The organism is Pseudomonas sp. Q11 (assembly GCF_024494355.1).
GTDB classification, from domain to species: domain Bacteria; phylum Pseudomonadota; class Gammaproteobacteria; order Pseudomonadales; family Pseudomonadaceae; genus Aquipseudomonas; species Aquipseudomonas hefeiensis.
On sequence record NZ_JAKNQY010000008.1, the window covers coordinates 23440 to 37318 of the forward strand.

At 62.1% G+C, this 13879-nt stretch carries 12 protein-coding genes; 7 read left to right on the top strand and 5 right to left on the bottom strand.

The window, feature by feature from the left end:
- Positions 1-103: 103 nt before the first annotated feature.
- The 5 genes from MA884_RS10850 (at position 104) to MA884_RS10870 (ending at position 6423) form a co-directional block, all read left to right on the top strand.
- Entirely contained in the window at positions 104-1870 is a 1767-nt protein-coding gene (locus MA884_RS10850; RefSeq protein WP_256230505.1) for an ATP-binding protein, read from the top strand.
- Positions 1863-3203 carry a sigma-54 dependent transcriptional regulator gene (locus tag MA884_RS10855; RefSeq protein ID WP_256230506.1) on the top strand — a complete coding sequence of 447 codons (1341 nt, stop codon included), beginning with the start codon at positions 1863-1865 and terminating at the stop codon, positions 3201-3203. Before MA884_RS10850 ends, MA884_RS10855 begins: the two co-directional genes overlap by 8 nt.
- A 438-nt stretch (positions 3204-3641) precedes the next feature.
- On the top strand, positions 3642-4961 hold the full coding sequence (locus tag MA884_RS10860) for an MFS transporter (RefSeq protein ID WP_256230507.1): 1320 nt from the start codon (positions 3642-3644) through the stop codon (positions 4959-4961).
- Positions 4962-5263: 302 nt separating this feature from the next.
- A complete protein-coding gene (locus tag MA884_RS10865; RefSeq protein ID WP_256230508.1) occupies positions 5264-5518 on the top strand; it encodes a hypothetical protein in 255 nt (84 codons plus the stop codon).
- Positions 5519-5802: 284 nt separating this feature from the next.
- A complete protein-coding gene (locus MA884_RS10870; RefSeq protein WP_107321946.1) occupies positions 5803-6423 on the top strand; it encodes a flavin reductase family protein in 621 nt (206 codons plus the stop codon).
- Positions 6424-6550: 127 nt separating this feature from the next.
- Here the strand turns inward: MA884_RS10870 and MA884_RS10875 are convergent, their stop codons facing one another.
- Positions 6551-6796 carry a hypothetical protein gene (locus MA884_RS10875; protein ID WP_256230509.1) on the bottom strand — a complete coding sequence of 82 codons (246 nt, stop codon included), beginning with the start codon at positions 6794-6796 and terminating at the stop codon, positions 6551-6553.
- Between the two features lie 41 nt (positions 6797-6837).
- Positions 6838-7191, bottom strand: coding sequence for a putative quinol monooxygenase (locus MA884_RS10880; RefSeq protein ID WP_256230510.1), 354 nt, complete (start codon positions 7189-7191; stop codon positions 6838-6840).
- Between the two features lie 328 nt (positions 7192-7519).
- On the opposite strand from MA884_RS10880, the gene MA884_RS10885 reads away from it, so the two are divergent.
- Complete coding sequence (locus MA884_RS10885) at positions 7520-8449, top strand: AraC family transcriptional regulator (protein ID WP_256230511.1); 930 nt, start codon at positions 7520-7522, stop codon at positions 8447-8449.
- A 153-nt stretch (positions 8450-8602) separates the two neighbouring features.
- On the opposite strand, the gene MA884_RS10890 is transcribed toward MA884_RS10885, so the two are convergent.
- Positions 8603-10051, bottom strand: a complete 1449-nt coding sequence (locus MA884_RS10890) for an aldehyde dehydrogenase family protein (protein WP_256230512.1) — start codon at positions 10049-10051, stop codon at positions 8603-8605.
- On the bottom strand, positions 10048-11685 hold the full coding sequence (locus MA884_RS10895; RefSeq protein WP_256230514.1) for a 5-guanidino-2-oxopentanoate decarboxylase: 1638 nt from the start codon (positions 11683-11685) through the stop codon (positions 10048-10050). Before MA884_RS10895 ends, MA884_RS10890 begins: the two co-directional genes overlap by 4 nt.
- 114 nt (positions 11686-11799) lie before the next feature.
- Here MA884_RS10895 and MA884_RS10900 point away from each other — a divergent pair, with 114 nt between their 5' ends.
- On the top strand, positions 11800-12681 hold the full coding sequence (locus MA884_RS10900; protein WP_256230516.1) for a LysR substrate-binding domain-containing protein: 882 nt from the start codon (positions 11800-11802) through the stop codon (positions 12679-12681).
- A 140-nt stretch (positions 12682-12821) separates the two neighbouring features.
- On the opposite strand, the gene MA884_RS10905 is transcribed toward MA884_RS10900, so the two are convergent.
- Positions 12822-13841 (bottom strand): alpha/beta fold hydrolase, encoded by a 1020-nt coding sequence (locus MA884_RS10905; protein WP_256230518.1) that lies wholly within the window; start codon positions 13839-13841, stop codon positions 12822-12824.
- Positions 13842-13879 lie beyond the last annotated feature (38 nt).

Sequence of the window (13879 nt, forward strand, 5' to 3'; positions counted from 1 at the left end):
CAGCCGAAACTTGTTTCCGGACAAAACACGGCGACCTGACCTGTTTGGTGCCTGCCAGCAACATGCTATGGTTCGCCCCCGACTCCCACCGGTTTGCGCCTGCATGCTGCCGACTCCCCGCACCTTGCGCCTGCTCCTTGCCATTGCGCTGATCCTCGTCGGCGCCGCCCTTGCCGCCAGCCTGGCTGTACGCCACGCCGAACACGAGGCCCTGGAAGAAGACGCCAGCCGCGCGAGCCAGCAACTGGCGCTGTATGCCAACTCTTTGCACACCTTGATCGAACGCTACCGCGCCTTGCCCGCCGTACTGGCGCTGGACCCGGAGTTGCGTGACGCCCTCAAGGGGCCGGTCAGCCCAGCGCAACAGGACACCTTGAACCGCAAGCTGGAGAAGATCAACGGCGCCGCGCAGTCCTCGACACTGGAATTGCTCGACCACACCGGCCTGGCAATCGCCGCCAGCAACTGGCAGTTGCCCAGCAGCTACGTCGGCCACAACTATGGCTTTCGCCCCTATTTTCTCCAGACCCGCACCCAAGGCACCGGGCGGTTTTATGCGGTGGGCGTGACCAGTGGCATTCCGGGCTATTTCCTGTCCAGCGCCGTGACCGGCGACAACGGCGAGTTCCTCGGCGCCATGGTGGTGAAGCTGGAATTCCCGGAACTGGAGCGCGAATGGCGCCAGGGCAGCGACACGCTGCTGGTCAGCGATGCGCGGGGGATCATTTTCATCGCCAACCGTCCAGGCTGGCGTTATCGCCACTTGCAACCGTTATCCGACAGCGACCACGCCGAACTCAAGGCCACGCGCCAATATGACAAACAACCGCTGCAACCCTTGGCCTTCGATCCGCTGCGACGCTTTGACGACAACAGCCATCTGACCCGGGTCGAGGCGCCCAAGGGTACGACGGACTATCTCTGGGAATCCCTGCCATTGACTGGCGAAGGGTGGACCCTGCATTTGCTGCGCCGCCCCCAGGTCGCCCTCGAAGACCTGCGCAACGCCGGGCTCGCCGCCGCCGGGCTGTGGCTGGCGCTGGTGTTTCTGCTGCTGTTTCTCAACCAGCGCTGGCGCTTGGCGAAGCTTCGCCAGCGCAGTCGTGAAGAACTCGAACGGCTGGTGGAAGAACGCACCCGGGATTTGCGTACCGCCCAGGACGGGCTGGTGCAATCGGCCAAACTCGCGGCCCTGGGGCAGATGTCGGCGGCCCTGGCCCATGAAATCAACCAACCGCTGACGACCCAGCGCATGCAACTGGCAACCCTGCGCCTGCTACTGGATCACGGCCGGGTCGATGATGCCTACAAAGCCATCAAGCCCCTGGACGACATGCTGACCCGCATGGCTGCCCTCACCGGCCACCTGAAAACCTTCGCCCGCAAAAGCCCCAGCGGCCTGCGCGAACGGCTGGATCTGGCGGCGGTAGTGGACCAGGCATTGCAACTGCTGGACACACGCCTGCGGGACGAACAGGTCAGCACGGTGCTGCACCTGAGCCGCCCGGCGTGGGTAAGGGGCGATGCAATCCGTCTCGAACAGGTGCTGATCAACCTGCTGGGCAACGCCCTCGACGCCATGGCGGGCCAGCCGCTCAAACGCCTGGAAGTGCGCCTTGAAGCCGATGACCAGTTGTGGCGCCTGACGGTCAGTGACAGCGGCACCGGGATCGCCGAGGCGCATCTGAACCAGGTGTTCGACCCGTTCTTCACCACCAAGGCGGTGGGCGATGGCCTGGGCTTGGGCCTGGCGGTTTCGTTTGCAATCATTCATGAGTCGGGTGGACGACTGACGGCCGACAACCATGAAAACGGCGCGCAGTTCTGCGTGACCTTGCCCATCGATCAGGAGGCACAGTTGCATGCTTAGCCCTTGCCCACTGAAAAAAGTAATCGTCGTCGATGACGAGGCGAGCATTCGCAGCGCAGTCGAGCAATGGCTGAGCCTGTCGGGTTTCGACGTGCAGCTGTTCAGTCACGCCGAAGAGTGCCTGGCGCAATTGCCGGGGCATTTCCCGGGGGTGATCCTCAGCGATGTGCGCATGCCCGGGCTCAGCGGCCTGGAGCTGCTGGCCGAAGTGCGCCGTCGCGACCCGGACCTGCCGGTGATCCTGCTGACCGGCCACGGCGATGTGCCGATGGCAGTGGAAGCCATGCGCGACGGCGCCTACGACTTCCTGGAAAAACCCTTCAGCCCCGAAACCCTGCTCGGCAGCCTGCGCCGGGCGTTGGACAAGCGCACGCTGGTGCTGGAGAACCGTCGCCTGCATGAGCGGGCCGACGTCAAGGACAAGCTTGATGGGACACTGCTTGGGGTTTCACGAGCGCTGCAAAATCTGCGTCGCCAGGTGCTGGACCTGGCGACACTGCCGGTCAACGTGTTGATCCGCGGCGAAACCGGCAGCGGCAAGGAGCTGGTCGCCCGTTGCCTGCACGACTTCGGTCCCAGGGCGAACAAACCCTTCGTGGCATTGAACTGTGCGGCCATTCCCGAACCGCTGTTCGAGGCCGAACTGTTCGGCCATGAAAGCGGCGCCTTCACGGGTGCCCAGGGCAAGCGCATCGGCAAGCTCGAATACGCCGACGGCGGCACGCTGTTTCTCGATGAAATCGAGAGCATGCCCCTGGCCCAACAGGTCAAGTTGCTGCGGGTGTTGCAGGAACAAAAGCTCGAACGCCTGGGGTCCAACCAGAGCATCGATGTGGACCTGCGCATCATCGCCGCCACCAAGCCTGACCTGCTCGACGAAGCCCGCGCCGGACGTTTTCGCGAGGACCTGGCCTATCGCTTGAACATCGCCGAGCTGCGCCTGCCACCTCTGCGTGAACGGCTCGAGGATATTCCGTTGTTGTTCGAACACTTCACCCACAACGCCGCCGAACGCCTGGGCCGCCCCGCCGTGCCCTTGAGCGGTCCGCAGTTGAGCTATTTACTCGGCCACGACTGGCCGGGCAACGTGCGGGAACTGGCCAACGTCGCCGAACGTCAATTGCTGGGGCTGGATCAACCCCGCGTCCTGGACACGGAGCCTGGCCAATCCCTCGCCGCCCGGCAGGAAGCCTTCGAAGCCCAGTGCCTGCGCGCCGCCCTGACGCGGCACAAGGGCGATGTGAAAGCGGTGCTCGAGGAATTGCAGCTGCCACGCCGCACCTTCAATGAAAAGATGCAGCGGCATGGGTTGAGTCGCGAGATGTTCCTCTAGGCCCGCGGAGTTTTCTGCGTCTGTACCGGCCTCATCGCGAGCAGGCTCGCTCCCACAGGGATCTGTGGTGGACTTCAAATTTTGTGCGCGATCCGAACCCAGTGTGGGAGCGGACTTGCTCGCGAAGACGTCGGCACATCCAACATGGATGCAAGCTGACCCATCACTTTCGCGAGCAAGCCCGCTCCCACAGGGTTATGTGTACGCAGATCAAAATGTGGGAGCGAGCCTGCTCGCGATGAGGCCAGTACCCACAACACATCCCCCCTGAATAAGCGGATTCCCGCCCACCCCCAATCCAAAACAAGCGGATTTCCGCTCATTCCATACTACAAACCCCTCTAGACCGGCCCTCTCCCACCTGGCACAGCTCCTGCTATAGCCCTGGCAGGCTGCGTTCCTACGCGCTCCACAAAAACAATTAAACGAGGTCCTTCAATGGATAACTCCAACGCCCTTCCCCTTGGGTCGGCTGCCGCGCCCGCCCGTGAAAGAACCACCGCCAGCCGGATCAAATCGATTTTCAGCGGTTCGGTCGGCAACATGGTCGAGTGGTATGACTGGTACGTCTACGCCGCTTTCTCGTTGTACTTCGCCAAAGTATTTTTCCCGGCCGGCTCCTCGACGGCGCAACTGATGAAAACCGCCGCGATCTTCGCCGTGGGTTTCTTGATGCGCCCGATCGGTGGCTGGCTGATGGGCCTGTATGCTGATCGCGCCGGCCGTAAGGCGGCGCTGATGGCCTCGGTGTACCTGATGTGCTTCGGCTCGCTGATCATCGCCCTGAGCCCCGGCTATGAAACCATCGGCGTCGGTGCGCCCATCCTGCTGGTAGTCGCCCGTTTGCTTCAGGGCCTGTCGGTAGGCGGTGAATACGGCACTTCGGCAACCTATCTGAGCGAGATGGCCACCAAGGAGCGTCGCGGCTTCTTCTCCAGCTTCCAATACGTGACCCTGATCTCCGGCCAGCTCATCGCCCTCGGCGTGCTGATCGTATTGCAACGCTTCCTGACCACCGAAGAGCTGTATGCCTGGGGCTGGCGCATTCCGTTCGCCATCGGCGCATTGTGCGCGATAGTGGCGCTGTACCTGCGTCGCGGCATGGAAGAAACCGAGTCGTTCACCAAAAAGGAAAAAGCCAAGGAAAGCGCCATGCGCACCTTGATGCGCCATCCGAAAGAACTGATGACCGTGGTCGGCCTGACCATGGGCGGCACCCTGGCGTTCTACACCTACACCACCTACATGCAGAAATACCTGGTGAACACTGTCGGCATGAGCATTTCCGACTCCACCACCATTTCCGCCGCCACACTCTTCCTGTTCATGTGCCTGCAACCGTTGGTCGGCGGGCTGTCGGACAAAATCGGTCGCCGGCCGATCCTGATCGCATTCGGCATCCTCGGCACGCTATGCACCGTTCCGATCCTCACGGCCCTGCACTCCGTCCAGAGCTGGTGGGGCGCGTTCTTCTTGATCATGGCAGCACTGATCATCGTCAGCGGCTACACCTCGATCAACGCCGTGGTGAAAGCCGAGCTGTTCCCCACCGAAATCCGCGCCCTGGGTGTCGGCCTGCCATACGCCTTGACCGTATCGATCTTCGGGGGCACCGCTGAGTACATCGCTCTGTGGTTCAAGAGCATCGGCATGGAAACCGGCTACTACTGGTACGTGACGGCGTGCATCGCCGTGTCGCTGCTGGTCTACATCACCATGAAAGACACCCGCAAGCATTCGCGGATCTTGACCGACTGACCTGCAGACACGCACAAACGAAAGGGGCGAACCTGAACGGGTTCGCCCCTTTTTTTGTGCCGCGTGTCTGAAGATTTATCCGACATTAATCTCTGGTTAATGCCTGCCCTGCATCCTCATCCTCAACAAACGCTGTTCGGATACACCGGTGATGAGATTTATCGACCGTCCAGTGACAGCCCACAACCAATCGATTAATTCGATTTGTTTTAGCATTTTTTTGCGCTTTTTAATCAATTTAACCAGCGTAATATGAATTCCACACCCAAGGCGAACAACGCCAACCACTTTGGAGAACGACCATGAAAACCAAACTGATCCTCGCCCTGACCCTGTCCGTACTGGCTGCCAACACCTTCGCCGCCGATGGCTTCGACCGCACCCAGTCGGCCATTGCCGCTGATGGCTACGACCGCACCGGCGCTGCCACGGTTGCCGCTGACGGTTTTGATCGCACCGGCTCGAACACTGTCGCTGAAGACGGCTTCGACCGCACCGGCTCGAACACTGTCGCTGAAGACGGCTTTGACCGCACCAACACTGCCTCTCTCAGCTAATCCCAACGAGGCTCCCTTACAGCCCGGCTTCGGCCGGGCTTAGTTGTTTTTGGGGTACAGGAAAGCGGTCAGCCTCAAGCCGAACACAAAAGTGGTCTCACTGAAGAACAAAATGTGGGAGCGGGCTTGCTCGCGAATGCGGTGTGCCAGCCAGCATCTATATCAACTGACTGACCGCATTCGCGAGCAAACCCGCTCCCACAAGGTTCCAAGGTGCTGACAAAAACAGTCGCCCCCGGCACTATCCACAACATCCTCAAATCCATCCCCAGGACCTTCGCCCCATGCCCGACGACATCCACTACTACGAACCCGCCCAGGGCCACGGCCTGCCGCACGACCCGTTCAATGCCATCGTCGGCCCGCGCCCCATCGGCTGGATTTCCTCCCAGGACGCCGAAGGTCACCTGAACCTGGCGCCCTACAGTTTTTTCAACGCCTTCAACTACATTCCGCCGATCATCGGGTTCTGCAGCGTCGGGCGCAAAGACAGCCTGAACAACATCGAACAGACCGGCGAATTCGCCTGGAACCTGGCGACACGCCCGTTGGCCGAGCAGATGAACCAGAGCTGCGCCATGGTCGCGCCAAAGGTCAATGAATTCGAACTGGCCGGTTTGACGCCAGCGCCATCACGGGTGATCCAGGTGCCGCGAGTCGCGCAAAGCCCGGTGTCCTTCGAATGCAAGGTCACCCAGATCATCCAGTTGCAGCGTGCGGACAAGGCATTGGTGCCCAGTTGGCTGATCCTCGGCGAAGTGGTCGCCGTGCATATCGCCAAATGGCTGTTGAAGGATGGGGTATACGACACCGCCGCCGCCGAGCCGATTTTGCGCGGCGGCGGGCCGGCGGATTATTTCCAGCTGGGCCCTGAAGCGCTATTCAAGATGCACCGTCCTCAATAGAAATGCACTCCGAACCCTGTGACACAGCGGTTATCTGTGGGAGCAAGGCTTGCCCGCGATGAAGACAACGCGGTCTGTCTTTGGAACCGAGGTGACTGCATCGCGGGTAAGCCTTGCTCCCACAACGTTAATCTCGCAGGTTCCAGATCAGCTCGCCCTCATCGCCCACACCCTTGAGATGGGTCAACTCAATGGCCGCAGCCGAGTCGGCATCAGTGGCAGTCTTGAACGTCTGTTGTTCAAGCACCTTGTTAAAACGCGGCGCACCGGAACCACCAATGGCTTTGGTGGCAATCGCCGCATAGTAGCCGCCGCCCTCTTTGGGCACGACTGCGGAAACAGCTTCGAAGGTTTCAAAGGCTTTACGTGCCATATTGCGCATCCTGGCGATGGGAAATGACGCTCATTAAACCTTCAACCCGCCAGTTTGTGTACCTTCGCCGAGCACCCTTCGGTCGCCTGGGCGGCGGACACTTCCCGGAAGGTGTGGAAATCCAGGCTGGTCACTACCAGGTCCTGTACCAGTTCCGCGAAGATCGCCATGACCGGTGAGTTGAAATAAGCATCCATCGCCTGTTGATTGACCCAGAGCCCGGACACCAGCCACAGATCGGCGTCGCATTGCGATTGCTGCAAGGCAAAATGCAGGCATCCGGGAGCTTGGCGCGAAGGCGCGATCAGCGTACTCAGGCGTGCACCCAATGGCTTGGAACAACCGGAACGGGCCCGCACAAAGGCCATATGACTGACGGGGTTGTGTATAGACATGTTCAACTCTCCCAGGTAATCCGTTGTGCAGCCCGGGACAGGCTGCGACAGGATCAAAGGTTAAGCGCCACGACGCCAGCCTCGTTAGTCGATTCCTGCCGACCCATTGCACATTCCTGCGCGGCAGCGGGACCTCATCGGTCCTCCATTCGCGAAGATCCGGGAAAGTTGAAACAAAAGGTTTCAAGCAAGTTTCGGTCACATTACGCCGTTGCGATTCGTTGCGCTGTGCAGGATCAGGCAAGCTTTCGACAGGATGTGGCTACCACTGCAACTTGCACAAACATAAGCTTTGATCATCGCTCTCCCATTTCCTGAGGATTCCGGCATGTCGCCGCTTGACCACGCCCACGTCCCGCTGGACACGTATCTGGAACAACAGCGCGCCGAACTGGCGTCGATCATCGCCCGCAATACCAGTGAAGACGGCAGCTACGCCACCGCCATCGACTCGCTGAATCTGTCGCGCCACAGTCAAGCCCATCAATTCGCACCGGTGCTGGCGCGACCGGCGCTGTGCATCATGGCCCAGGGCAGCAAACAGGTGCGCCTGGCGGATGAGTTGTTCAACTACGACCCGCTGCATTACCTGGTGGTCTCGGTCTCGATGCCTCTGAGTGGTTGCATCGCCAGCGTTTCGCCCGATCAGCCGATCCTGGCCCTGCGCCTGGACATCGATCCGGCGGAAATCACCGCGCTGATCGCCGACGCGGGGCCCCTGGGCGTACCCACGCGCCCCACCGGTCGCGGCCTGTATGTAGAACGGCTGGACACGCCGATGCTCGACGCCGTGTTGCGCCTGGCGCGGTTGCTGGACAGCCCGAAAGACATCGCCATGCTCGCGCCTCTGGTGCGCCGGGAGATTCTGTATCGTCTGCTGCGCAGCCCCCAGGGCTATCGGCTATACGAAATCGCCATCACCAACAGTCAGAGCCATCGCATCGGCCAGGCGATCAAATGGCTCAACGGTCATTTCGAGCAACCGTTGCGCATCGATGACCTGGCCCGGGAAGTGAACCTCAGCGTCTCGACCCTGCATCACCGCTTCAAGGCCATGACGGCCATGAGCCCGCTGCAATACCAGAAACAACTGCGCCTTCAGGAAGCCCGGCGACTGATGCTGGCCGAAGGGCTGGAAGCCTCGGCGGCGGGGTATCGGGTGGGGTATGAAAGCCCTTCGCAGTTCAGCCGCGAGTACAGCCGCCTGTTCGGAGCGCCGCCGCTGCGGGATCTGGCGCGGTTGCGGCTGACCGTTTGAGCTGATTTTTGGATTGGCAGTGCCGGCCTCATCGCGAGCAGGCTCGCTCCCACAGTTGATCTGGGTGAACGGAGAATTTGTGTTCAACACAGATCCCTTGTGGGAGCGAGCCTGCTCGCGATGGGGCCAGTAAAGCCAGCCCACTTCTAGCGTTCAAACCGCCCGCACCACATGCTTGATCTCCTGAAACGCCGCCAGTCCCCAAGGCCCCAACTCGCGGCCCATGCTGCTCTGCTTGTAACCGCCCCACGCCGCCTGGGGAAAGATCACTTGGGGGGCGTTGATCCACACCAGCCCCGCCTGCAAAGTATTGGCCACCTGTTCGGCAACCTCGATATCGCGACTGACGACACTGGCCACCAGGCCGAAACGGCTGTCGTTGGCCAGGGCAATCGCTTGCTCCAGGGTGGTGAAACGGCGCACACACAGCACCGGCCCGAAGATTTCTTCGCACCACAGTGCGCTGTCCACAGGCACGTCGGTGAAGACCGTCGGCTGTAAAAAATAGCCGCGCGGCAAATGCGCGGGTCGTTGCCCGCCGCACACCAGCGTCGCCCCGGCGCTCAGGCCCCGGTCGATATGCCCGAGCACCCGCTGGTATTGCGCCTGGTTGACCAGCGCGCCCATCTCCACGTCAGGGTCAAACGGGTCAGCCACGCGAATCGCTTCGGCGCGGGTCTTGAGCCGTTGCAGGAACTCATCGGCCAACTCATCGGCGACCAGCACGCGACTGGTGGCCGAGCACATTTGCCCGGCATTGAAGAAACCGCCACCACAGGCCAGCTCCACCGCCAGATCCAGGTCGGCGTCGGCCAGCACCAGTAACGACGACTTGCCACCCAGCTCCAGGCTCACGCCCTTCACCGTTTCCGCCGCCCGTTGCATCACCTGCACGCCCACCGCGTTGCTGCCGGTAAAGGAAATCTTCGCCACGCGCGGATCTGTCGCCAGTGGCGCGCCCACGGCCAGGCCCGTGCCGCAGATCAGGTTGAACACTCCGTGCGGCAAGCCACATCCGTCGATGATCGAGGCCAGTTCCAGCTCCGGCAGCGGTGTCACCTCCGAAGGTTTGAGCACCACACAACAACCGGCGGCCAAGGCCGGGGCGAGCTTCCAGGCGGTGGTGACCATCGGGAAATTCCACGGCACGATCAATCCCACCACACCGCAGGGTTCGCGGCGCAAGCGTGCACTGAAGTCCTCGCTGGGCAAGGGCAGCGGGCTGTCCTGCCGGGCGTCCAGCCCTTCGGCCAGTTCAGCGTAATACTCGAAGGTGGCGACCACGTCGTCGACATCGATGGCCGCTTCGAACAGCGGTTTGCCGTTGTTGCTCGATTGCAATCGCATCAACTGCTCACGACCGGCCTGCACGCCAGCGGCGATCCGACGCAGGATCGCCCCGCGCTCGGTACCGGTGGTATTCGACCATTGAGCCAACGCCTGGGTCGCCGCATCCAGGGCCTGATCGACCGCGCGCTCATCGCCGCCATTGACCGTGGTCAGCAGCGCTTCGGTTGCCGGGTTGATCACCCGCAAATGCTGGTCACCCGATGACCATTGGCCATTGATGTACAGGCCGTCCTGTGTAGTGGGGAAATTCATTGGGTCACCTCCATCATCCAACGCGCCTGATCGATTTCGATCAGGGTCGGGCCTTGGCGGTCGTGGGCCGCCAACAACGCGGCGCGCAATGGCGCCACACCGTCGATGGCGAGTGCAAAGCAGCCCAGGGCCTTGGCCACGCCGATGAAATCCGGGGTGTAGATGTCCACGCCCACCGGTTCGATGGCGCGGTTGACCATGTATTTCTTGATCTCTTCGTAACCCTGGTTATTCCACAGCAGCACGATCACTGGCGCGCGCGCTTCCACGGCGCTGGCCAGCTCCGGCAGGGTGAACTGCAACCCGCCATCACCGATCAGGCACACCACTGGCGGACGACCGTGACCCGAATCGATGCCGCCAAGCCAGGCACCGATGGCCGCCGGCAGGGCATAACCGAGGGTGCCGTAGCCGGTGGACGCATTGAACCAGCGACGTGGATGTTCCGGGTTGAAGGTCAGGTTGCCGGTGTACACCGGTTGCGTGGAGTCACCGACGAATACCGCGTCGGGCAAAGCCTGCAAAACCGTGTCGATGAACAAGGTCTGCGCGCGGGTCGCGGCGTCCCAGTCCCGGTCCAGATCCGCCCGTAACCGCGCGGCACGCACCTGGCCCCAATCGCTGTCGCGCCGGCTCAGGGATTGTTGTTTCACCCCATCGAGCAAGGCCTGGGTGGCGCTGCGGGCGTCGGCCACCAGCGCCAGGTGCGGCGGGTAGTTGCGCACGGTCTGGTCCGGGTCGATGTCGATGCGCAGCAATGCACCGGGGATCTCGAAGCCGCCGGCGAAGGTGATGTCATAGTCGGTCTCGGCCAGTTCCGTGCCGATGGCCAGTACCACATCGGCCTCGGCCACCAGTGCGCGGGTGACCACCAGGCTTTGCGTGGAGCCGATCAACAGCGGATGACGGGACGGCAACAAGCCCTTGGCGTTGATGGTCAACGCCACTGGCGCGCCCAGGCACTCAGCCAGTTCGGTCAGTTCGCTACCCGCGTCGATGGCACCGCCACCAGCCAGGATCAGGGGCCGCTGGGCCTTCGCCAGCATGGCTGACATCTGCGCCACGGCGCTCGGCGCGGCCCCGGCACGGCTGATATTCACTGGCGTGGTGGCGAGCAACGCATCGGCCTCTTCCACCAGAACGTCCAACGGAATTTCAATGTGCACCGGTCGCGGCCGACCGGCCTGGAACAAGGCGAAAGCCCGCGCCAGTACCCCCGGCAATTCGGCAGCGGACATCAGCGTGTGGGAAAACGCCGCCACACCACTCACCAACGCACTCTGGTTCGGCAGCTCATGCAACTTGCCCCGCCCACCGCCCAACTGGCTGCGGGACTGCACGCTGGAGATCACCAGCATCGGGATCGAATCGGCATAGGCCTGGCCCATGGCGGTGGTGATGTTGGTCATGCCGGGGCCGGTGATGATGAAGCACACACCGGGCTTGCCGCTGACCCGGGCGTAACCGTCGGCCATGAAGCCTGCGCCCTGTTCGTGACGTGGCGTCACATGGCGGATGCTGGAACGGGCCAGCCCGCGATACAACTCGACGGTGTGCACGCCGGGAATCCCGAACACCTGCTCCACGCCATAACCTTCGAGTAACTTGACCAATACTTCGCCGCACGTCGCCATTGCCACTGACCTTCTTGTTTTCGGGGAATGGCGTTATTGGACGGCCAGGCCATAGCCGCAACAATGGATAAAAAGTCATACTAGCCATGTCCCTACGTCATGGCTCGATTCCAAATGAAACGACTTCCCCCGCTCCCGGCGCTGCACACGTTTCTGATCACCGCCCAGTGCTGCAACTTCACCCGGGCGGCGGAACAGTTGCACATCACCCAGGGCGCGGTGAGCCGACAGATCGCCGGGCTGGAGGAACATTTGGGTTACGCGCTGTTCCTGCGTCAGGCACGGGGCCTGAGCCTGACGCCGCAGGGACAGGCGTGGTTGCCACGGGTGCAACAGGTGTTCGGCCTGATCGCTGAAGCGGTGGAGCAGGTCGGCGAGAAACGCCAGAGCGTGCAACTCAAGGCGCCGACCTGCGTGCTGCGCTGGCTGATGCCGCGTTTACTGCAATGGCAAAAGGAACGGCCGGACATACCGGTGGAGTTGACCACCACCGTCCGGCACGGCGTGGATTTCCAGCGCGAAACCTTCGACGCAGCGGTGGTTTATGGGCCGCCGCCCACGCCTTCATTGGCGTGCCTGCACTTGTTCGATGAGCAACTGACGCCGGTGTGTTCACGTCCACTGCTTGAAGGTCCGGTGCCGCTGCGCTCACCCGCCGACCTGCAAAACCATCTGCTGCTTCATCCCACCAGTGACGAGCGCGACTGGAACACCTGGCTGGAGGCTGCGCAGGTGCAACTGAGCAACGTCAGCAAAGGCCAGCATTTCGAAACCCTGGACCTGGCGATGTCCATGGCCTCCCAAGGCACGGGCGTGGCGATTGGCGACTGGTCGCTGATCGGCGACGACCTGAACGCCGGGCGACTGGTGATGCCGTTCGAACTGAAAGTCAGGACCGGGTTGGCCTATCACCTGGTGTATCCGCGCAAGGCCCAGGCTTCGGAGCCGTTGCAAGAATTGATGGAGTGGCTGGTGGAACAGGCGCAGACACGATGAATGTTTCGCGCGCGCCCTGTGGGAGCAAGGCTTGCCCGCGATGAAGGCGACGAGGTCTATCCGAGATCGCGGTGCCTGTTTCGCGAGCAAGCTTTGCTCCCACACATCCCCTCGCCCCAGGAAAAAGCGCCTGCCATGAGTTAAAGCAGATTCGGCACCCGCACCGGCTCGATCTGCGCCCAATGCGAGGTGTCTTCGCGATGCTGCTGCAAATAGGGCAAGACCGCCCCCAGCAACGGCTCCTTGAACGCTTCTTGAAACCGGTGGGCCAGGCCCGGTATCAGCTTCAGGCGGCTGCCGCGGATGTGCGCCGCCAGGTGCACGCCGTGCATCACCGGCAACAACGGGTCGGCGGTGCCGTGAACCACCAGGGTCGGCACGCGCAGTTGATTGAGCAGCGCCACCCGGCTCGGCTCGGCCATGATTGCCATGATCTGGCGCTGCACGCCTTCGGGGTTGAAGGCCCGGTCATAGGCCTGGGCGGCCTGATGCAACAGTGCCTGACGATCATCCACCACCATTGGGCTGCCCAGGGCGGCCAGCAGATCGGCCTGTTGTTCCAGTGCCACTTCACGATTCGGCGCACTGCGCCGGGACAACAGCTTCACCAGGGTTTCACTGGGTGCCGGCAGGCCTTCGGCGCCCGAACTGGTCATGATCAAGGTCAGGCTCTCAACCCGTTGCGGTGCCATGGCCGCCATGTGCTGGGCGATCATCCCGCCCATGCTCACCCCCAGTACATGAAAGTTCTGCACCTGCAACGCGTCCATCAACCCCAGCCCATCGTCGGCCATGTCGGTCAAGGTGTAGGGAGCGGCAACGGGCAGGCCCAGCTTGTAGCGCAAGGCCTCAAAGGCCAGGTTGGCGCTGCCGGGAGCCTGGCGCCAGGCGGACAGGCCCACGTCGCGGTTGTCGTAGCGGATCACCCGAAAGCCCTGCTCGCACAGGGCCGCCACCACCTCGTCCGGCCAATGGATCAACTGTCCGCCCAAGCCCATCACCAGCAACAACGCCGGGTCGGAAGCACGGCCGATGCTCTGGTACGCCAGGCTTACCTGATCCAGATCGACCCGTTGGGTCGCAACGTTGACATCACATCGAGAAGCCGCCATCGACGGCAGGCCGAATAACAACGCGGCCAGGAACATAAATACACGCATGAAGAAACACCAAAACGCAGAACCCCAGTAGAGCGCGA